Origin of the sequence: Flavobacterium sp. XGLA_31 (assembly GCF_051547105.1) — a bacterium.
GTDB lineage: Bacteria > Bacteroidota > Bacteroidia > Flavobacteriales > Flavobacteriaceae > Flavobacterium.
In genome coordinates, this window is sequence record NZ_JBPTTM010000001.1 from 371,812 (window position 1) to 393,158 (window position 21,347).

Annotated in this window: 24 protein-coding genes; 22 read left to right on the forward strand and 2 right to left on the reverse strand. The window is 40.0% G+C overall.

The genetic code is table 11. The annotated features are described in order from the left end of the window. Positions 1–3: 3 nt before the first annotated feature. Complete coding sequence (locus tag ACSVH6_RS01535; protein WP_438074861.1) at positions 4–657, reverse strand: metal-dependent transcriptional regulator; 654 nt, start codon at positions 655–657, stop codon at positions 4–6. An 80-nt stretch (positions 658–737) separates the two neighbouring features. Here ACSVH6_RS01535 and ACSVH6_RS01540 point away from each other — a divergent pair, with 80 nt between their 5' ends. The 3 genes from ACSVH6_RS01540 to ACSVH6_RS01550 all read left to right on the forward strand — a co-directional run bounded on the left by ACSVH6_RS01540 (position 738) and on the right by ACSVH6_RS01550 (position 3,158). Then, a complete protein-coding gene (locus ACSVH6_RS01540) occupies positions 738–1,478 on the forward strand; it encodes a transporter (protein ID WP_438074863.1) in 741 nt (246 codons plus the stop codon). Positions 1,479–1,480: 2 nt separating this feature from the next. Continuing rightward, positions 1,481–2,629 carry a lycopene cyclase family protein gene (locus ACSVH6_RS01545; protein ID WP_438074865.1) on the forward strand — a complete coding sequence of 383 codons (1,149 nt, stop codon included), beginning with the start codon at positions 1,481–1,483 and terminating at the stop codon, positions 2,627–2,629. A gap of 118 nt (positions 2,630–2,747) precedes the next feature. Beyond that, the gene (locus ACSVH6_RS01550) at positions 2,748–3,158 is read left to right on the forward strand and encodes a BrxA/BrxB family bacilliredoxin (RefSeq protein WP_438074867.1); all 411 of its coding nucleotides are present in this window, start codon (positions 2,748–2,750) and stop codon (positions 3,156–3,158) included. Between the two features lie 80 nt (positions 3,159–3,238). On the opposite strand, the gene ACSVH6_RS01555 is transcribed toward ACSVH6_RS01550, so the two are convergent. After that, positions 3,239–3,586, reverse strand: coding sequence for a toxin-antitoxin system YwqK family antitoxin (locus ACSVH6_RS01555; protein ID WP_438074869.1), 348 nt, complete (start codon positions 3,584–3,586; stop codon positions 3,239–3,241). Between the two features lie 210 nt (positions 3,587–3,796). Here ACSVH6_RS01555 and aspS point away from each other — a divergent pair, with 210 nt between their 5' ends. The 19 genes from aspS to ACSVH6_RS01650 all read left to right on the forward strand — a co-directional run bounded on the left by aspS (position 3,797) and on the right by ACSVH6_RS01650 (position 21,343). Beyond that, positions 3,797–5,548: an aspartate--tRNA ligase gene (gene aspS / locus ACSVH6_RS01560; protein WP_438074870.1), complete on the forward strand. Its 1,752-nt coding sequence runs from the start codon at positions 3,797–3,799 to the stop codon at positions 5,546–5,548. A 222-nt stretch (positions 5,549–5,770) separates the two neighbouring features. Then, positions 5,771–5,971 (forward strand): cold-shock protein, encoded by a 201-nt coding sequence (locus ACSVH6_RS01565; protein ID WP_438075761.1) that lies wholly within the window; start codon positions 5,771–5,773, stop codon positions 5,969–5,971. Between the two features lie 202 nt (positions 5,972–6,173). Then, complete coding sequence (locus tag ACSVH6_RS01570; protein WP_438074872.1) at positions 6,174–6,539, forward strand: NADH-quinone oxidoreductase subunit A; 366 nt, start codon at positions 6,174–6,176, stop codon at positions 6,537–6,539. A gap of 13 nt (positions 6,540–6,552) precedes the next feature. Then, entirely contained in the window at positions 6,553–7,098 is a 546-nt protein-coding gene (locus ACSVH6_RS01575; protein WP_438074874.1) for an NADH-quinone oxidoreductase subunit B, read from the forward strand. A 1-nt stretch (position 7,099) separates the two neighbouring features. Further along, a complete protein-coding gene (locus ACSVH6_RS01580; RefSeq protein ID WP_438074876.1) occupies positions 7,100–7,618 on the forward strand; it encodes an NADH-quinone oxidoreductase subunit C in 519 nt (172 codons plus the stop codon). Between the two features lie 20 nt (positions 7,619–7,638). Next, positions 7,639–8,874, forward strand: a complete 1,236-nt coding sequence (locus ACSVH6_RS01585) for an NADH-quinone oxidoreductase subunit D (protein WP_438074878.1) — start codon at positions 7,639–7,641, stop codon at positions 8,872–8,874. Positions 8,875–8,879: 5 nt separating this feature from the next. After that, the gene (locus tag ACSVH6_RS01590; protein ID WP_294775320.1) at positions 8,880–9,410 is read left to right on the forward strand and encodes a complex I 24 kDa subunit family protein; all 531 of its coding nucleotides are present in this window, start codon (positions 8,880–8,882) and stop codon (positions 9,408–9,410) included. 4 nt (positions 9,411–9,414) lie between these two features. Next, positions 9,415–10,782: an NADH-quinone oxidoreductase subunit NuoF gene (gene nuoF, locus ACSVH6_RS01595; protein WP_438074880.1), complete on the forward strand. Its 1,368-nt coding sequence runs from the start codon at positions 9,415–9,417 to the stop codon at positions 10,780–10,782. Between the two features lie 19 nt (positions 10,783–10,801). Continuing rightward, positions 10,802–11,857 (forward strand): 2Fe-2S iron-sulfur cluster-binding protein, encoded by a 1,056-nt coding sequence (locus ACSVH6_RS01600; protein WP_438074881.1) that lies wholly within the window; start codon positions 10,802–10,804, stop codon positions 11,855–11,857. Further along, complete coding sequence (gene nuoH, locus ACSVH6_RS01605) at positions 11,850–12,881, forward strand: NADH-quinone oxidoreductase subunit NuoH (protein ID WP_438074883.1); 1,032 nt, start codon at positions 11,850–11,852, stop codon at positions 12,879–12,881. Before ACSVH6_RS01600 ends, nuoH begins: the two co-directional genes overlap by 8 nt. Before the next feature lie 12 nt (positions 12,882–12,893). Beyond that, positions 12,894–13,445 carry a NuoI/complex I 23 kDa subunit family protein gene (locus ACSVH6_RS01610; RefSeq protein ID WP_438074885.1) on the forward strand — a complete coding sequence of 184 codons (552 nt, stop codon included), beginning with the start codon at positions 12,894–12,896 and terminating at the stop codon, positions 13,443–13,445. Next, positions 13,445–13,957, forward strand: a complete 513-nt coding sequence (locus ACSVH6_RS01615) for an NADH-quinone oxidoreductase subunit J family protein (RefSeq protein ID WP_438074887.1) — start codon at positions 13,445–13,447, stop codon at positions 13,955–13,957. The genes ACSVH6_RS01610 and ACSVH6_RS01615 overlap by 1 nt, the downstream gene beginning before the upstream one ends. A gap of 1 nt (position 13,958) precedes the next feature. Then, entirely contained in the window at positions 13,959–14,279 is a 321-nt protein-coding gene (gene nuoK / locus ACSVH6_RS01620) for an NADH-quinone oxidoreductase subunit NuoK (RefSeq protein ID WP_162126706.1), read from the forward strand. A gap of 6 nt (positions 14,280–14,285) precedes the next feature. Next, positions 14,286–16,163, forward strand: a complete 1,878-nt coding sequence (gene nuoL, locus ACSVH6_RS01625) for an NADH-quinone oxidoreductase subunit L (RefSeq protein WP_438074890.1) — start codon at positions 14,286–14,288, stop codon at positions 16,161–16,163. 10 nt (positions 16,164–16,173) lie between these two features. After that, positions 16,174–17,610 (forward strand): complex I subunit 4 family protein, encoded by a 1,437-nt coding sequence (locus tag ACSVH6_RS01630; protein ID WP_438074892.1) that lies wholly within the window; start codon positions 16,174–16,176, stop codon positions 17,608–17,610. Positions 17,611–17,620: 10 nt separating this feature from the next. After that, on the forward strand, positions 17,621–18,991 hold the full coding sequence (locus ACSVH6_RS01635; RefSeq protein WP_438074894.1) for an NADH-quinone oxidoreductase subunit N: 1,371 nt from the start codon (positions 17,621–17,623) through the stop codon (positions 18,989–18,991). Between the two features lie 99 nt (positions 18,992–19,090). Continuing rightward, positions 19,091–19,576, forward strand: a complete 486-nt coding sequence (locus ACSVH6_RS01640) for a hypothetical protein (protein ID WP_438074896.1) — start codon at positions 19,091–19,093, stop codon at positions 19,574–19,576. Between the two features lie 79 nt (positions 19,577–19,655). Further along, positions 19,656–20,921 (forward strand): Y-family DNA polymerase, encoded by a 1,266-nt coding sequence (locus ACSVH6_RS01645; protein ID WP_438074898.1) that lies wholly within the window; start codon positions 19,656–19,658, stop codon positions 20,919–20,921. Further along, positions 20,912–21,343, forward strand: a complete 432-nt coding sequence (locus ACSVH6_RS01650; protein WP_438074900.1) for a LexA family protein — start codon at positions 20,912–20,914, stop codon at positions 21,341–21,343. The genes ACSVH6_RS01645 and ACSVH6_RS01650 overlap by 10 nt, the downstream gene beginning before the upstream one ends. Positions 21,344–21,347: the final 4 nt, after the last annotated feature.

Below are 21,347 nucleotides of genomic sequence, written 5' to 3' on the forward strand. Positions count from 1 at the left end.
ACTTTAAATCGTTTTAACAAAAAGATTACCGGCTATTTTATTGGTGATCAAAAGTTTGTTCCCGTTAATTTCTATGGTCAACGAATTGTCGAAACTTTCTTTTTCGATGACTTTTATTTGAGTACCTAATGCTATTTTCTGTTTGTCCAAATATTGTAAAAAACCGGTCGATGAATCTTTCACACCCACACATATCCCGGTTTTATTGATGGCTAATTCCGAGAGTAACTGCTTTTCCACTTTGGGAATGTTACCGTTTTTATCGGGTATCGGATCTCCGTGTGGATCTTTGGAAGGAAAATCCAAAAACTCATCCAGTTTATTTATCAGTTTATCCGACTGAATATGTTCTAATTCTTCCGCAATTTCATGAACCTCGTCCCAGGTAAAGTTCAGTTTATCTACCAAAAACACTTCCCACAAACGGTGCTTTCTCACAATCATTTTGGCAGCAAAAAAACCTTTTTGCGTCAATGTAACTCCCTGATACTTCTGGTAACTAACCAATTCTTTTTCGGCCAACTTTTTCAGCATATCGGTCACCGAAGAAGCTTTGGTCTGCATCTCGTGTGCAATAGCGTTAGTAGAAATATCCGCTTTGGAAACTACAGACAAATGGTAAATTATCTTCAAATAATTTTCTTCTGAATAAGTCATACACTTGTTTTTGATGTGACAAAAATAGTAATTGTTTTGGTAATAAAAATATATTTTTAGTTTTGTCTAAAAATTAATTTATGAAAACAAAAATATTACTGACGCTATTCTGTTTTTCAACGACCTGTTTTTCACAAAAATCAGAACCCATCCAGGCCGATCGCCCGGATCAAACCGAAACACCAGCCATCGTTCCTAAAGGCATGTTTCAATTGGAAGCCGGTTTCAGCTGTCAAAAGGAAAATCGAAATAGCGAATCACTTGAACTACCATCCGCACTGTGGAAATATGGGATTAATGAAAATATGGAATTGCGACTGATTACTGAATTGATTTCTGAAAACAGCAGCATTAAAACAATTGGTTTCACTCCAATTATGATTGGGTTTAAAGTAAAACTTTGTGAAGAAAACGGTCTTATTCCCAAGACATCTTTTATAGGACACATCTCTTTACCCAAAGTAGCTTCAACAAATTACAAGACGGATTTTTCCGCTCCGGAGTTACGATTCACCATGCAGCACACTCTTTCCGACAAGTTGACATTGGGCTACAATTTGGGTTGTGAATGGGATGGCATCACGCCGGTACCCACCTATATATATACCCTCACAACAGGGTTGGCAATCACGAATAAACTGGGTACTTATGCCGAAGTATTTGGATTTGCATCGCAAACAGAGAGTGTAAATCATAATCTTGACGGAGGTGTCACCTATTTGATTACCGATAATTTTATGGTAGATTTGTCTTCGGGTGTGGGTCTTACTGATATCGCCCCTGAATATTACGTTGCACTCGGATTCTCATTCAGATACTAAACATGAAACACTATCATTACATTTTTACAGGTACAGGCTTAGCGGCCTTGATGACACTATATGAAATGATACGTTCCGGAAAATTTGAAGATAAAAATATTCTGTTATTAGATGAAAATCCAAAACAAACCAACGATCGTACCTGGTGTTTTTGGGATGAAAACAAGACATTTGACACCATCGTTTCTAAAACATGGGACACTGCTTATTTCAAAAACGAGGACTTTGAAAGAACATTGATTTTAAAACCTTACCAATATAAAATGGTCAAAGGGTTGGACTTTTACCGCTTGATTTTTGATTTAATTGCTAAACAAAAAAACATCCGATTCATCCAACAAAAAGTGGTTGATTTTCAAGAATTGGGAGACCATTGTGTCGTAAAAACCGAAACCGAGAGTTACAGTTGCAATCAAATTTTCAATTCTGTTTTTAATCCGCAAAAAGTCAATAATCAAAGTAAATATCCGCTTTTACAACAGCATTTTGTAGGTTGGTTCATCAAAAGCAAAGAAGCCGTTTTCAATTCGGAACGTGCTACTTTCATGGATTTTTCTGTTGCTCAAAAGGGCAATACCCGGTTCATGTATGTACTGCCCACTTCAGCAACAGAAGCTTTATTGGAATATACTCTGTTCTCAAAAGAACTGCTGCCCAAAGAGGAATATGAAATCGAAATTAAAAACTACCTTCAAAAACTGGGAGCTACTAATTATGAATTACTGGAAAAAGAACAAGGCAGTATCCCGATGAGTTGTTATCCTTTTTGGAACCAAAACACAAAAAATATCCTCAATATTGGTTCGGCCGGCGGTTGGACAAAAGCCAGTACGGGTTACACATTTGCGAATACTGTTAAAAAATCAAAGGCTTTGGTACAATTTCTAACCACAGAAACCGACTTCAGGAAGTTTCACAAAACCACTAAATTTTGGTTTTACGATTTGCTGTTGTTGGATATTCTCGATAAAAAAAATGCATTAGGTTCCAGTATTTTTTCTGCCATTTTTCAAAAAGGGAATCCAACAGTTATTTTCAAGTTTTTGGACGAAGAAACTTCTTTTTGGGAAGATTTACACGTAATTTGGAGATGCCCAAAAGGACTTTTTATAAAAGCTTTTCTGCAAAGAATGCTTCGCTTCAGATTTTAAAATAAAGTCATCGAAAATCTTTATGATTTCTTTAAAACATCACTTTAGAATTCTCATTATCTTTGCAACAGATTTTTAAAATCTAATATCGTATATCTAAAATCTAATAGTCAAAATTATGTATCCAGAAGAAATGGTATTACCAATGCGCGCCGAATTGGCCGAAGTTGGTTTTCAGGAATTATATACTGCCGCCGAGGTTGAAAATGCACTCAAATCAGAAGGAACCACTTTAGTCGTGATTAATTCGGTTTGTGGTTGTGCCGCACGCAATGCACGCCCGGGCGCGAGAATGAGTTTAGACGGAGCTAAGAAACCGGACCATTTGGTAACGGTTTTTGCCGGAGTTGATAAAGAGGCTGTTGATGCTACCCGTCAGCACATGTTTCCTTTCCCTCCTTCATCTCCAAGCATGGCCTTGTTCAAAAACGGCGAATTGGTTCACATGTTAGAACGCCACCACATTGAAGGTCGTCCGGCTGAAATGATTGCTGAAAATTTAAAAGATGCTTACGCTGAATTTTGTTAATTATCACAACGAATCAAAAACAAAAAAGGAACTCAAATTGAGTTCCTTTTTTTCTTTTAACTATAATTAACTTTCTACTTTTAATTTCTGTTCACCAAAGCGTCTTCTTTCCATGTTTTTACAGCATCCACTCTACTGTCTGCGTAATCTACTTCACTCAGTGATTTGTTATCCCAAAAAAACCATTTTCCGGTTTTTTCGCCGTTTTTATATTCTCCGATAGATTTTTTATTTCCATTTTGATCAAAAGCCACCCACTGTCCGGTGAGTTTACCGTCTTTAAAATAGCCCTGTTGCTGAATCTGACCATTATCATAGTAATACGTCGCCTTCACCAATTCTCCTTCTCGTTCTAAAACAGGTTTAGCAGTTTGAGCAAAAGTAAATCCCGAGATTAAAAATGCTCCTAAAATCAATATCTTTTTCATGGTAGTAGGTTTTTATCATTTACATTATCATAACAAATATACACATTGTTTTACATTAAAAAAACTTTAACTTAACAATTTCATAACATTGACTAAAAACTTAACATTGAAACATGATTTACAGTCTAAAATTTAAATCAAAATACAAGCTATTCTCTTAGAATAACTTGAAACAAAATAGTATTTTTGCACCCTAAAATTTAGACAAGAATGTACAGAAGTCATAATTGTGGAGAGTTAAACGCTTCACACATCGATAAAGAAGTTACGTTAGCCGGTTGGGTTCAAAAATCAAGAGATAAAGGGTTTATGAATTGGGTGGATTTACGTGACCGTTACGGAATTACCCAATTAATTTTTGACGAAAGCCGTACGGATAAAGCTGTCTTTGAGTTGGCTAAAACCCTTGGCCGAGAGTTTGTTATTCAGGTTAAAGGAACAGTTATTGAACGTGAAGCTAAAAACAAAAACATCCCAACAGGCGAAATTGAAATTTTAGTTTCAGAATTAAATATATTAAATGCGGCTATTACCCCACCTTTCACCATTGAAGATGAAACTGATGGTGGTGAAGACATCCGTATGAAATACCGTTATTTAGACATACGCAGAAATCCGGTGAAAAACTCGTTGCTATTCCGTCATAAAGTGGCTATGGAAGTACGTAAGTATTTATCCGATTTGGATTTTTGCGAAGTAGAAACCCCTTATTTGATTAAATCTACTCCGGAAGGAGCCCGTGATTTTGTGGTGCCGAGCCGCATGAACGAAGGACAGTTTTATGCATTGCCACAATCGCCACAGACCTTCAAACAGTTGTTAATGGTGGGCGGCATGGACAAATATTTTCAAATTGTAAAATGTTTCCGAGACGAAGATTTACGTGCCGACAGACAACCGGAATTCACCCAGATTGATTGTGAAATGGCATTTGTGGAACAGGAAGATATTTTAAATGTTTTTGAAGGATTGACCCGTCATCTTTTAAAAGAAATCAAAGGCATTGAGGTTGATAAATTCCCGAGAATAACCTACGACTACGCCATGAAAACGTATGGAAATGACAAACCGGACATCCGTTTCGGAATGGAATTCGGCGAATTAAATACTGTAGCACAGCACAAAGATTTCGGTGTTTTTAATTCCGCTGAATTGGTTGTAGCCATAGCTGCTCCGGGATGTGCTTCTTATACCCGTAAGGAAATTGATGCTTTAATTGATTGGGTAAAACGTCCTCAAATAGGTGCGTCAGGGATGGTTTATGTAAAATGTGAAGAAGACGGCACTTACAAGTCATCCGTAGATAAATTTTATGATCAGGAAGATTTAGCCAATTGGGCCAAAGTTACCGGGGCTAAAGCCGGCGATATGATTTTTGTGCTTTCGGGTCCTGCAGACAAGACCAGAACGCAGCTATCCGCCCTTCGAATGGAATTAGCCACCAGACTAGGATTGCGTAATCCGGACGAATTTGCTCCGTTATGGGTGGTGGATTTCCCATTACTGGAATTGGATGAAGAAAGCGGAAGATGGCACGCTATGCACCATCCGTTTACCTCTCCAAAACCGGAAGATATGGAGTTATTGGCAACTAACCCCGAAAAAGTACGCGCCAACGCTTATGACATGGTGTTGAACGGCAATGAAATCGGCGGTGGGTCTATTCGTATTCACGATAAAAACACGCAACAATTGATGTTCAAATATCTTGGTTTTACTGAAGAAGAAGCCCGTAACCAATTCGGTTTCCTTATGGATGCCTTCCTATTTGGCGCTCCACCTCACGGAGGCTTAGCTTTTGGTTTGGATCGATTGGTTGCTATTTTAGGAGGACAGGAAACCATTCGTGATTTTATCGCTTTCCCGAAAAATAATTCAGGCCGTGACGTCATGATTGACGCTCCATCAGTAATTGATGACAGTCAATTGAATGAATTACATATAAAATTGAATTTGAGCTAAATACTATCAAATTCACATAATTTTAAGAAGCAATTGTTTAAATATTTAAAAACAATTGCTTTTTTTATTCAATAATTCAAAATATTTCAACCGTTTCTTTGTCAAGTTTTTAGAGGTTAAGCTTAATTTGTAATTTTTTTGTAATTTTTTAACATCAGATTGCTTGTTATGTCACAATAAAATATATCTTTGAACATTATTAATATTTTTTATTTCAACACAATGCGCACAGGTACAGTTAAATTTTTCAACGAGTCTAAAGGTTACGGTTTCATCACTGATGACGAAACTGGAAAAGACATTTTCGTACACGCCACCGGAATTAAAGCAGAAAGCTTAAGCGAAGGTGACAAAGTATCCTACGAAGAAGAAGAAGGAAGAAAAGGTAAAGTAGCCGCTCAAGTAGTAGCTATCGAAGACTAATATATATTATTTTTTGATTACCTAAATGGTTAACGCCTCGATTAGTCGGGGCGTTTTTTTATTTTATTTTTTTCTATTTATAATCATTTTAAATAACTAACTTTATCCTAACAAATACAAACGTTTGGTCTTTGATTTTTGTGAATTAAATAATGCGATGTATATTTGTGGCTATTTTTTATTACTTCTAAAATTAAGCTGTATGCAGTCCAATCAATTAGATTATTTACCTATCCTGATGCAGGCAGGTTTAGCTGTAGGATTTGTGGCATTAACCATTCTTGGCTCAAGCTTTTTGGGACCAAAGAGACACTCCAAAAACAAAGACAAAAACTTCGAATGTGGGATCGAATCCGTGGGTAACGCAAGAATCCCTTTTTCGGTAAAATACTTCTTAGTAGCCATTCTCTTCGTACTTTTTGATGTGGAAGTGATTTTTCTTTACCCTTGGGCCATTAATTTCAAAGAGTTAGGTGAAGTCGGAATGATAAAAATGGTCATTTTTATGCTTTTGCTTTTAGTAGGTTTCTTCTATATTATCAAAAAGAAAGCCTTGGAGTGGGAATAAAAACAAAACTGTTATGAGTACTACAAAACTAAATATGGTAGCTCCGCCGGAAGGAGTGGTAGGTGAAGGATTCTTCGCCACCAAGTTAAATGATGTTGTTGGATTGGCCCGTGCCAATTCTCTTTGGCCATTGCCTTTTGCAACATCCTGCTGTGGTATTGAATTCATGGCTACAATGGCCTCACACTATGATTTAGCACGTTTCGGTTCAGAACGCGTGAGCTTTTCTCCCCGTCAGGCCGACATGCTGATGGTGATGGGAACCATTTCCAAAAAAATGGCACCAATTTTACGTCAGGTATACGAACAAATGTCAGAGCCCCGCTGGGTAATTGCCGTGGGAGCTTGTGCCTCTTCAGGTGGCGTGTTTGACACGTATTCTGTTTTGCAAGGTATTGATAAAGTAATTCCGGTTGACGTTTACGTACCGGGTTGCCCTCCAAGACCGGAGCAAATTGTGCAAGGCGTAATGCAATTGCAGGAATTGGTGAAAAATGAATCGGTTCGCCGCAGAAATTCACCCGAATACAAAGAATTATTAGCTTCTTATAACCTATAATATGGCTTTAGAAACGACATTCATACAAGAAAAATTGTCGCAAAAGTTTGGCAATAATGTCCTTAATTTCAAAATGAAACGGGATATTTTTTCTTTGGAAGCTACTTCTTCAACGATACATGAAGTTATTCAAACGCTGAAAGAAGACGAAAGCTTAAACTTCCATTTTTTAACTGATTTGACCGGAATTCACTTCCCGGATAATGACGAAAACCACCAGTTTGCTGTGGTGTATCAATTGCACAATTGGATTGAAAATGTCAGGATTCGCGTAAAAACTTTTTTACCCGATCCGGCAGCAGTGGAAACCGTAACCGATTTATTTCTGTGTGCCAATTGGATGGAAAGGGAAGCATGGGATTTCTTCGGAATTGATTTCAAAGGACATCCGCAATTAAAACGCATTTTAAACATGGACGAGATGGTATCCCATCCAATGCGCAAGGAATTCCCGATGGAAGACAGCGGAAGAACCGATAAAGACGACCGTTTCTTCGGAAGAACACCGGTCAATAATTAATAAATAATTCAACATTCTCAATGTCAGATTTATTATTACCACCAGAGCATCGTTATGCTAAAATCATAGAACAAACACGCAACGAAGACGGAAGCGAACTTTCTATATTGAACTTGGGTCCAACACACCCGGCTACTCACGGAATTTTCCAAAATATTTTATTGATGGATGGGGAACGCATTTTGGATGCGGAACCAACCGTAGGTTACATTCACCGTGCCTTTGAGAAAATTGCCGAAAACCGTCCGTTTTATCAAATTAATGTCTTGACCGACCGTATGAATTACTGCTCATCGCCTATCAATAACATGGCCTGGTGGATGACAGTAGAAAAATTGTTGAACATTGAAGTGCCGAAACGCGCACAATATTTAAGAGTTATCGTGATGGAATTGGCTCGAATTACAGACCACTTGATTTGTAATTCCATTTTAGGGGTTGACACCGGAGCCTATACCGGATTCCTCTATGTGTTTCAATTCAGAGAAAAAGTATACGAGATTTACGAAGAAATTTGTGGTGCCCGTTTGACTACCAATATGGGTCGAATCGGAGGATTTGAAAGAGAATGGTCTCCCAAAGCATTTGAATTACTAAACACTTTCTTGGAAGAATTTCCGGTTGCCTGGAAAGAATTTGAAAACCTTTTTGAAAGAAACCGAATCTTCATTGACAGAACCGTTAATGTGGGTCCAATTACAGCTGAAAGCGCCATGCAATACGGATTAACAGGTCCCAATTTAAGAGCTGCCGGAATTGACTATGACGTGCGTAAAGCCGCTCCGTATTCTTCTTATGAAGACTTTGAATTTGATGTACCGGTGGGTAAATCAGGCGATACGTACGATCGTTTTTGTGTACGTAATGCGGAAGTGTGGGAAAGTTTGAGCATCATCAGACAAGCCTTGGCCAAAATGCCGGAAGGCCCTATCCACGCGGATGTACCCGATTATTATTTGCCTCCGAAAGAAGATGTGTATACCAACATGGAAAGCTTAATCTATCACTTCAAGATTGTGATGGGAGAAGTACCTGTGCCGGTAGATGAAATTTATCATGCAGTAGAAGGCGGAAACGGGGAATTAGGATTCTATTTAATTACCGACGGAAGCCGCACTCCGTATCGATTAAAATTCAGAAGACCTTGTTATATCTATTACCAAGCCTACACTGAAATGATTAAAGGCGGCATGCTTTCTGATGCTATCGTTATTTTATCAAGTTTAAATGTAATTGCGGGCGAATTAGACGCTTAAGAATTATGGAAAGATCACACATCAAACAAGAGATAAATATTACTGAACCGTTGATGGCTCGCATCAATGAATTAATCAGTCATTATCCTGCCGATAAAAAGAAATCTGCATTATTGCCTGTTTTGCATGAAGTTCAGGATGCTCACGACAACTGGTTGAGCATTGAATTGCAAAACAAAGTAGCCGAGATTTTAGAAATATTACCTATTGAAGTATACGAAGTAGTTACTTTTTATACCATGTTCAACCAACGACCGATTGGGAAATACATGTTCGAATTCTGTCAAACCGCTGCCTGTTGTCAAAACGGCGTAGAAGATTTGATGGATTACACTTGTGAAAAATTGGGTGTAGGTATTGGCGAACCAACCGCTGACGGGATGTTTGAAGTACGCGGTGTAGAATGTTTAGGCGCTTGCGGATACGCACCCATGATGCAGTTGGGCGATTTCTACCAAGAACATTTAACCAAAGAAAAAGTAGACCAGTTGATTCAGGATTGCAAAGACGGAAAAATCACTTTACACGATAAATAATATCATGGGAAGAAAAATATTATTAGACAAAATCAACGTTCCGGGTATTAAAACCTATGAAGTATATCGCCGAGAAGGTGGTTATGCTTCAGTAGAAAAAGCCCTTAAAAAAATGACTCCGGATGAAGTAGTTGAAGAAGTAAAAACTTCAGGATTACGAGGTCGTGGCGGTGCAGGTTTCCCTGCCGGAATGAAATGGAGTTTTATCGATAAAAAATCGGGCAACCCAAGACACCTGGTGTGCAACGCCGATGAATCAGAACCGGGTACTTTTAAAGACCGTTACTTAATGGAATACATTCCGCATCTTTTGATTGAAGGAATGATTACGTCGAGCTACGCTTTAGGGGCTAACCTATCCTACATCTACATTCGCGGAGAATACATGTGGGTGTACAAAATTTTAGAAAGAGCCATCGCCGAAGCGAAAGCCGCCGGTTGGTTGGGTAAAAATATCTTAGGCTCAGGCTACGATTTGGAATTATTCGTTCAAATTGGAGGTGGAGCTTACATTTGCGGAGAAGAAACAGCTTTAATCGAGAGTTTGGAAGGTAATCGAGGAAATCCTCGTTTGAAACCGCCATTCCCGGCTGTAAAAGGTTTATGGCAAAATCCAACCGTGGTGAACAACGTAGAAACCATTTCGGCTGTGCCATGGATTATCAACAATTCGGGTGCGGATTATGCCGGAATCGGAATTGGGCGTTCTACCGGAACCAAATTAATTTCGGCTTCCGGAAATATCAAAAACCAAGGTGTTTATGAAATCGAATTAGGGTTATCCGTGTACGAATTCATGAACTCCGACGAATATTGTGGCGGAATGCAAACTGACCGACCTTTAAAGGCTTTAGTGCCCGGAGGTTCTTCGGTGCCAATCCTTCCGGCGCATTTAATTTACAAAACCGCAGCCGGCGAAGACCGTTTGATGACTTACGAAAGTTTATCCGATGGTGGTTTTGCTACCGGTTCGATGTTAGGTTCCGGTGGATTTATCGTTTATGACGACCGCGCTTGTATCGTTCGTAACACTTGGAATTTCTCTCGTTTCTACCACCATGAATCATGCGGACAATGTACCCCATGCCGTGAAGGAACTGGTTGGTTGGAAAAAGTATTATGGCGAATCGAAAACGGACAAGGACGCGAAGAAGACATCGAATTGTTGTGGAGCATCCAATCCAAAATAGAAGGAAACACGATTTGTCCTTTGGGAGACGCGGCTTCATGGCCGGTGGCTGCAGCCATTCGTCACTTTAGAGATGAGTTTGAATACCATATTCGTTTCCCTGAAAAAATTAAAAACAGAGATCACTTTGTAGCTGAACCTTTTGAAAAAGTGAAGCATTTAGTGGCCAAACAAGAAATATAAAGACTAGAATTTCATTACCATGAAAGTAACCATAGACGGTCAAGAAATTGAAGTAGCTCCGGGGACCACCATCCTGCAGGCAGCTCGTATGATTGGAGGCGAATCGGTGCCACCAGCCATGTGTTATTATTCCAAATTAAAAGGGACCGGCGGAAAATGCCGTTGTTGTTTGGTCGATGTGACCAAAGGAAGTGAAGCCGATCCGCGTCCGATGCCTAAATTGGTAGCCTCTTGCGTAACGGGCTGTCAGGACGGGATGGAAGTAGCGAGCAAAGGTTCCGACCGAGTAGCCGAAGCACGCAAAGCTGTAACCGAATTCCTTTTGATTAATCATCCACTTGATTGTCCGGTGTGTGATCAAGCAGGAGAATGTGATTTGCAGAACCTGAGCTTCGAACACGGAAAACTACAACAACGTTTTATAGAAGAAAAAAGAACGTTTGAACCGGAAGATATCGGCGATAAAATTCAATTACACATGAACCGTTGCATCGTTTGTCAACGTTGTGTGGAAGTAGCCGACCAATTGACCGACAAACGTGTTCATGGGGTTTTAAATCGTGGAGACCACTCACAAATTTCAACTTGCGTTTCGGCTGCTATCGATAACGAATTCTCCGGAAATATGATTGATGTGTGTCCGGTAGGCGCTTTGACGGATAAGACGTTCCGATTCAAATCGAGAGTTTGGTTTAACAAACCGTTCAATGCACACAGAGAATGTACTACGCCGGGTTGTTGCGGGAAGGTAACCTTATGGATGTTTGGTAACGAAATTCAAAGAGTAACCGCTCGAAAAGATGAGTACCACGAAGTGGAAGATTTCATCTGCAATACGTGTCGTTTTGACAAAAAAGACATAGCAGACTGGGTAATCGAAGGACCACGTCAATTCGAGAAAGATTCGGTAATCAATCAAAACAAACATTTCGGCAAAACCGAGAAAGTGGTCATTGAAACCGAAAAAGGAATCCTGCAAGGAAGAGATATTGACCGTAAAAAAATCAGTATGGCGGAGATTGATTACAACGAAAAAATAGATGGTAACCCAGTAAATTCAAAAAACAATGGATAGTGCCTTTATTATAGAAAAAAGTGTTTTAATCGTAGTGGTATTTGCCATAACCATGGTCATGGCCATGTACTCTACCTGGGCCGAACGTAAAGTAGCTGCATTTTTGCAAGACCGTGTAGGACCAAACAGAGCCGGATGGGGTGGATTGTTGCAACCCTTGGCTGATGGAATGAAATTATTTGCCAAAGAAGAATTTGAACCGAATACACCAAACCGATTCTTATTTTTTGTAGGACCGGCCATTGCCATGAGCACAGCTCTGATGACTAGTGCGGTGATTCCGTGGGGCGATAAATTAGAAATTTTCGGAAGAACAGTTGTTTTACAAGCTACCGATATTGACGTTTCGTTATTGTATATCTTCGGTGTAGTATCCGTTGGGGTTTACGGCATCATGATTGGAGGCTGGGCTTCTAACAACAAGTTTTCCTTAATGGGAGCGGTTCGTGCCGCTTCACAAATGGTTTCGTATGAAGTAGCGATGGGATTGTCCATTATCGCTTTAGTGATGATGACCGGAACCTTGAGTCTGAAAGAAGTATCGTTACAGCAACAAGGTATGAACTGGAATGTATTTTACCAACCGGTAGGATTCCTAATCTTCCTAATTTGTGCTTTTGCTGAAACCAACAGAACCCCGTTTGACTTGGCCGAATGTGAGTCAGAGTTGATTGGAGGATACCATACAGAGTATTCATCGATGAAAATGGGATTCTATTTGTTTGCTGAATATGCCAATATGTTTATCTCTTCGGCGATTTTGTCTATCCTTTATTTTGGCGGATACAACTATCCGGGCATGCAATGGATGACAGAACACGTGGGGGTTAATGCCGCAAACTTAGTGGGAATTGCCGCTTTATTCATCAAAATATGTGGATTCATTTTCTTCTACATGTGGGTGCGTTGGACCATACCGCGTTTCCGATACGATCAATTGATGAACCTGGGGTGGAAGATTTTAATTCCGCTTTCGATTGTCAATATTATAATAACAGGAATTTGCATTTTAGCTTTTAAATAAGATATCGCAATTATGTCAACAGCAGTACAAAATATATCCCTTTCGGGCAGAAAGAAACAGGTTTCCAACAAGGAAATGACCTTTCTGGAACGATTATATTTGGTAGCTATCATCAAAGGATTGATGATTACTATCAAACACTTTTTCAGAAAAAAAGCGACCATTCATTATCCGGAACAAGTACGGGCTTTTAGTCCGGTGTACCGTGGCCGTCACATGTTGAAACGCGACGAGCAAGGCCGTGAGAACTGCACCGCTTGCGGGTTGTGTGCGTTGTCTTGTCCGGCGGAAGCCATCACAATGAAGGCTGCCGAGCGTAAAAAAGGCGAAGAGCATTTGTATCGTGAAGAAAAATATGCCGAAATCTATGAGATCAACATGTTGCGTTGTATCTTCTGTGGTTTATGTGAAGAAGCTTGTCCGAAAGACGCCATTTACCTAACGATTTCCAAAGAATTGGTTCCGGCGCAATACGACCGTGAAGATTTCATTTTCGGAAAAGATAAATTGGTGATGCCTTTAGAAATGGCTATGAAAAATACTCAACTTAAAAACGCTAACTAATGTCGCCTATATTAATTACCTTCTACTTTTTATCGGCCATTACGTTGGCTTCGGCGTTTTTGACCATTTACAGTAAAAACCCGATTCACAGTGCTATTTACTTAGTGATTTGCTTTTTCTCGATTGCCGGCCACTATTTATTGTTCAATGCCCAATTCCTAGCAATTGTTCATATCATCGTATACTCGGGAGCCATTATGGTACTCTTCCTCTTTACCATCATGTTGATGAACTTGAATAAAGAAGACGAAGTACACAAACCGAGAATTACGCGTCTTGGAGCGTTGGTGGTTTTTGTAATTGCCAGTGTGGTATTGACTACCATCTTTATCAACTCCAAACCGATTGAGGGAGAATACCCAACTACGGGCGAAGATTTCCAATCGATTAAAATGCTTGGAAAAGTATTGCTGAACGAGTACATGGTACCATTTGAATTCGCTTCTGTACTACTGTTAGTAGCGATGATTGGTGTGGTTTTATTGTCTAAAAAAGAAAAAACAGGAAAATAAGATGAACAATATTTTAAATCAAATAGGCATAGAAAACTACATTTTCCTTTCGGTACTGTTGTTCTGTATCGGGGTTTTTGGTGTATTGTACAGAAGAAATGCCATCATCGTATTCATGTCGATTGAAATTATGTTGAATGCCGTAAACTTATTATTTGTAGCGTTCTCCACCTACCATCAGGATGCCGAAGGACAGGTTTTCGTATTCTTCTCGATGGCGGTAGCCGCGGCAGAAGTAGCGGTAGGATTGGCCATATTAGTTTCCGTTTACCGAAACTTAGGTTCAATTGATATTGATAATTTAAAGAATTTAAAAGGATAATCAAGGATGGAAACAAATTTAGCTTTACTACTACTCTTATCTCCATTTGTTGGATTTCTTTTCAATATTTTCCTTGGGAAAAAAGTATCCCGCAATGTAGCCGGTGCTATCGGAACATTGACGGTAATCGTTTCGTTTTTATTAAGCATTTGCTTTTTTGCCCAATTGAACCAAAACGGGAAAGCCATTGAGCTTTCTTTATTCGACTGGATTTCGGTTCATAATTTCAAATTAGACTTTGGTATTTTATTGGACCAATTGTCTTTGTTATGGTTGTTATTCGTAACCGGTATCGGTTCACTAATTCACTTATATTCCATCAGCTACATGCATGATGACGAGAACATGCACAAGTTTTTTGCTTACCTGAATCTCTTTGTATTCTTCATGATTACCTTGGTGATAGGAAGCAATTTATTGGTGATGTTCATCGGCTGGGAAGGCGTTGGACTCTGTTCGTATTTGTTAATCGGATTTTGGTATAAAAACCAAGAGTATAACGATGCGGCCAAAAAAGCATTCATCATGAACCGTATCGGGGATTTGGGCTTCTTGGTTGGAATTTTCATCATTGGCTCAATGTTCTCGAGTTTGAACTATATGGAAATCAAAGCTGCGCTTACAGCCGGAAATGCCAACACTGCTTTGTTAGGAGTTGCTGCTTTGTGTTTGTTTATCGGAGCTACCGGAAAATCAGCACAATTGCCGTTGTACACCTGGTTGCCTGATGCGATGGCGGGACCTACTCCGGTTTCAGCCTTAATCCACGCGGCGACGATGGTAACCGCCGGTATCTTTATGATCACAAGAATGAACTTCCTGTTTGATTTAACTCCGGAAGTACAAAATATCATTGCCATAGTTGGGGCAGCTACAGCCTTAGTAGCCGCTTCTATCGGGCTTTTACAAAACGACATCAAAAAAGTATTGGCGTACTCTACCGTTTCTCAATTGGGATTGATGTTCTTGGCTTTAGGTTTTGGAGCCTACAACGTAGCCGTATTTCACGTAATTACGCACGCGTTCTTCAAGGCTTGTTTGTTCTTGGGTTCGGGTTCGGTAATTCACGGGCTACACGGAGAACAGGATATGCGAAAAATGGGTGGCTTGCGCAAAGCGATGCCAATTACCTACATGACCATGTTAATCTCTACGTTAGCCATCGCCGGAATCTTCCCGTTTGCCGGGTTTTGGTCTAAAGACGAAATCTTAATGGTGGCTTTTGAGCACAACAAAGTATTATGGGTTGTGGCTTCGATTGCTTCTATCATGACAGCGTTCTACATGTTCCGATTGATGTACTTAACGTTCTTTAAAGAGTTCAGAGGTACTGAAGAACAAAAACACCATTTGCACGAAAGTCCTAGCCTGATTACCATTCCGTTAATTATCTTAGCCATTTTAGCCCTGATAGGCGGTGCCATTAACTTGCCGGGCAGCACTTGGTTGAATCATTTCTTGGAACCAATTTTAGCAGGAAAACACGAAGAGCATGCTTTAGGAAGTAACGAATACATGTTGATGGGAATAGCCTTGGCCGGAGCCTTAGTTGGTATTGCATGGGCCTATTCCAAATACATCAAACAAGCCTTTGTCCCTAAAGATGATGCCGAAATTACAGGTTTCAACAAAACCATTTACAACAAATACTATGTGGATGAGTTTTATACATTCCTTATCGTAAAACCGTTGAACGGCTTGGCCAATTTCTTCCGAACTACTCTAGAACCGGCTCTAGGCGGTGTGCTTTTCGGATTGGGAACTCTGGCCAACGGATTGGGAACCCAAGGGAAAAAATTGCAAAACGGAAATACAGGTTTGTATCTTTTTGCTTTTGTTATTGGCGTGTGTGTCATCGTAACTTATTTATTTATAGCTCAATAATTTTTACATAATGGATGTAACTACTATATTATTATTACTGTTGGTTGGTGCGCTCATCACCTATTTTTCAGGAGATAAATTGGCTTCAAAAGTCGCTTTAATTTTCAGTTTAGGCGCCTTGGGCGTGGCTTTAACCTTACTTTCTGCCTACTCACAAGGAACAGATATCGGCTTTATGGCACAATGGATTGATATGCCTAAAGTTGCCTTGGCATTCAAGGCTGATGGCTTATCCATGGCGATGGTATTGCTGACTACAGCTCTGACTCCGTTGATTATCTTGTCGTCCTTTGGCAACCAATTCAACAACAGTAAAAACTTTTACGCCTTAGTCCTGTTCATGTCGTTTGCCATGACCGGAACATTCTTAGCCGCTGACGGTTTGTTATACTACATCTTCTGGGAATTGGCTTTGATTCCAATTTACTTCATTGCTTTAATTTGGGGGAATGGTGATGCGGAAGAACGCAAAAAAGCGGTGTTGAAATTCTTTATTTACACCCTTGGAGGTTCCCTGTTCATGTTGATTGCTTTTGCCTATCTGTATTCCAAAGCCAACAGTTTCCTTTTGGAAGATTTATACAAACTAAATCTTTCGGCCACGGAACAAGGGTATATTTTCTTTGCCTTCTTCCTGGCTTATGCAATCAAAATTCCGATTATCCCGTTCCATACCTGGCAGGCCAAAGTGTACCAAAAAGCCCCAACCGTTGGAACGATGTTGCTATCTGGGATTATGTTGAAAATGGGATTGTACAGTGTGATCCGTTGGCAATTGCCTATTGCGCCTTCAGCTGCCAAAACCTACATGCCGCTACTCATCGGATTGAGTATTGCCGGAGTGATTTATGGTTCGATAGTAGCCTTACGTCAAAAGGATTTGAAAAAATTATTGGCCTATTCGTCTTTGGCACACGTTGGCTTAATCGCAGCCGGTTGTTATACCTTAACCCTTGACGGATTGAGCGGTGCGGTTTCCCAAATGATAGCACACGGTTTTGTAATTGTAGGCTTGTTCTTTGCTGCCGAAATCATTTACAGACGATACGAAACCCACACTATTGCTGACATGGGAGGAATTCGTTCTCAAACCCCTAAGTTCAGTTCCTTATTCATGATTTTAGTTTTAGCTTCTGTAGCGTTGCCGGGAACCTTCAACTTTGTGGGAGAGTTTACAGTATTGTACAGTTTAAGCCAAGTGAATATTTGGTTCGTGGTTTTAGGTGGAACCACCATTATTTTGGGAGCCTATTACATGCTGAAAATGTTCCAAAACACCATGTTGGGCGAAACCAATACCAAAGCGTTTGCCGATGTAACGGCAAATGAAGCGATAACGCTTGGGGTTATCATTGCCTTTTTATTATTCTTCGGATTGTATCCAAAACCGATCGTGGATTTGGTCACTCCGACGTTAAAAGATATTTTAGAAACTATAAACAGATAAAAGTCCGGAAATGAATACATTAATTGCCATATCAGGTTTAGGTGTTTTTTGCCTCATCGCTGAAATCTTTAATTTAAGAAAACTACTGGTTCCGGTTGCTGTATTGGGACTATTAGCCATTCTTGGACTTACCGTTTCCGAATTCAATACGCCTGCTGCTTATTACAACAATATGATTGTGGTGAGTAAATTTTCGGTTGCGTTTTCAAGCTTGTTTATCATATTAACCATTTTTTTGGTGGCTCTCAGTGGCGACTTTTATAAAGACCATCCCACCAAAATTTCCGACTATGTAGCCATCAAAATTTTCCTTTTGGCCGGAGCCGTGGCTATGGTTTCTTTTGGAAACTTATCCATGTTCTTCTTGGGAATTGAGGTGCTTTCCATCTCATTGTACGTCTTGGCCGCCAGCAAAAGACTGGATGTTAAAAGTAACGAAGCAGGTATGAAATATTTCTTGTTGGGCTCCTTTGCCTCAGGGATTATCTTGTTTGGAATCTGTTTGATTTACGGCGCCATGATGAGCTTTGACGTAGAAGCTATCCGTGAATTATCACGCTCGGCCGAATTGCCTATTTGGTTCCCTATCGGAATTGTATTGGTAATTATCGGGATGTTGTTTAAAATAGCAGCGGCCCCTTTCCACTTCTGGGCTCCCGATGTTTATGAAGGTTCCCCTTCTATGACTACTGCTACCATGAGTACCTTGGCCAAAGTAGTAGCCATGGCTACCCTTTTCAAATTGTTGACCGTGATGAACGCCGATATTGATTACAAATTACAAATGGTTATCGCGGTAGTATCCGTTCTTTCCATGTCGGTTGGAAATCTTATGGCCTTGCGTCAAAACAACGTGAAACGTATGTTGGCCTTCTCGGGAATCTCACATGCCGGATTTATGTTGATGGCCATTTTAAGTATTACGAATGCAGCCAGCTCATTATTGTACTACACCGCTGCGTATGCTTTGGCCGGTATTGCTTCCTTTGCCGTAATCATTTATGTAACCCGCAACAAAGACAACGAAGATATTGCCAATTTCAATGGTTTGGGCAAAACCAATCCGCTATTGGCAGCCATCTTAACGGCTTCGCTTTTATCTATGGCGGGAATCCCGATTTTTGCCGGGTTCTTTGCCAAATTTATGCTGTTCAGCCAAACCATCAAAGCCGGTTTTCTGGTTGTTGTGATTGCCGGGGTAATCAACTCTATCATCAGCATTGGCTATTATTTCAAACTAATCTTGGCCATGTATACTAAAGACGCTGCCGAAGAAAAGCAAGCAGTACCTTTTGTATATTATGCTGTAGCGGTAGTAGCGATACTGTTGAATATCCTAATGGGAATCTATCCGTCATTCGTGACCAATTTATTGAATTAAAAAGAATTTTTCTTCACATACCAAAACCATCAAGAGCAATTTTGATGGTTTTTTTCTTTTAAATAAAATCCTATATTTGGTTATCAAAACCAATCTCGCATGGAAAACTCGACCAAAGTTTCGACTGTCCTTAAAAACATTCCCTTTGATGTCATCGCCTTCTTTCTCTTCGCCTCAGTAGTGACCTTTTTTAGTTTTTACCTGAATCTGGATTCCAATAAAGAACTGAAAGCTTCTCTAATTCCTTATACCGGCTGGGGATTTGGAAGAGGCTATTTTTTTCCGCTTTTCTTTATTCCGCTCAGCCTTTTCTCATTCAATACTTCAATAGCAAAAACACTTGGCATCATAAGAATACTTGTTATTATGAGTATGTTGCTAAATGCCTATGACGGTATTCAGGATTGGCTTCAGATCGTTCCAGAAGACTACACCAATCCCAATCCGTATTTACGCTATGATGCTTTGACCCCTGTGTATACCATTGCCACGCCACTATTTTGGATCTTACTCATGGCAGGAATGTTATTGCGGAACTATCTCAAAAGTAAAAAGGAATCCATCCCTTCTACGACACAACCTTAAAATTTATTGGGAGCATTTTTTCTGGTTTTTTATTATCAACAATCCCAAAAAATAATCGACTATTGTGTAATTTTATACCATGTACGCCTTAGTTGATTGCAATAATTTTTACGCTTCCTGCGAGCGGGTGTTCCAGCCGCAACTGGTAGGCGAGCCGATTGTTATTTTATCCAATAACGACGGCTGCATCATTTCGCGTAGCGATGAAGCCAAAGCCTTAGGCATTCCCATGGGGGCACCCGAGTTTAAAGTCAGGGAAGAATTGAAACAAAAAAACATTCATGTCTTCTCTTCCAATTATCCCTTGTATGGTGATTTGAGTAATCGGGTGATGAAAATTCTCGAAGGATTTACCCCCCACACCGAACCCTACAGCATAGACGAAGCCTTTCTGAATTTTAACGGCGTAACCGTTTCTGATTTTAATCACTGCGGTCTTCAAATAAAATCCCGTATCCTGAAATGGCTCAGTATTCCGGTCTCCATAGGTTTTGCTGAGACTAAAGCGCTGTCTAAGGTGGCAAATAAAATTGCCCGTAAGTTTCCGGAACGCACCCAAGGAGTCTATGTCATCGATTCTGAAGAAAAGCGACTCAAAGCGCTGAGATGGACTAAAATTGAGGACGTCTGGGGTATTGGTTTTCGTCTGAAAAAGAAAATGAAAGCCAAAAACATCAACACCGCTTATGATTTTACGTTGTCTCACAACGAAGCTTTTATTAAAAAAGAAATGGGAGTAACCGGCTTGCGATTGAAAAACGAATTGGAGGGCAAATCGGTATTGGAATTAGAAATCCCAAAAGATCGAAAAACCATCGCCATCACCCGCAGTTTTGCCGGCAACATTACAACACTGGACGAAATGAAAGAACGCGTGTCAACCTTTGCCACCGTTTGCGCCGAAAAGCTTCGCAAACAACAATCCTGTTGCCAATGTGTCATCCTGTATCTGCGAAAAGACCAATACAAAACCGATCGGGAACGCTATAGTTTCTACCGCATGGAAACCCTGCCCTTTGCCAGCAATTCGTCTATCACCATCAGTAATCTGGCGGTAAAGATGCTGAAAGCTGTTTTTGAAGAAGGTGAAATCTATAAAAAAGCAGGAGTAATCGTCACTGAAATCAGCCCCGAGAACCAAAAGCAGTTCCACTTGTTTGAAGAGGAAAACCCCAAACATTTAAAGTTGATGCAAGTTATGGATGCTTATCATAAAAAAACAGGTGAACGAAAAATTCGTCTCGGCAATCAGGATTTACAGCGCACCTGGAAAATGAAACAAGACCATTTATCAAAAAAATACACTACTGATTTTAAAGATATATTAGAAATTAAATGTCTGTAAAAAGCCCTCTTACCTTCTTCATCCCCGATACTGAGAATACTCGGAAACTTCCTTTTGTTGGAGGCATCAAGGCAGGTTTTCCTTCCCCGGCAGCCGACTTTGATGAAACCAAAATCAGTTTGGACAATGTATTGGTTAAAAACCACGAAGCCACTTTTTACGCAAAAGCTTCGGGAACTTCCATGATTGGTGCCGGCATAGACAATGGCGACATCATGGTCATTGACCGCAGCCTTGAACCCCGAAACGGTAAAATTGCCGTATGCTGCATTGATGGTGAATTTACGGTTAAACGCATCAAGGTGGAAAAAAACTGTGTTTGGTTACTGCCCGAAAATGAGGCATTTCAACCCATCAAAGTCACCGAAGAAAACCAACTCATCATTTGGGGCATCGTAACTTATGTAATCAAGAGTGTATAAACAA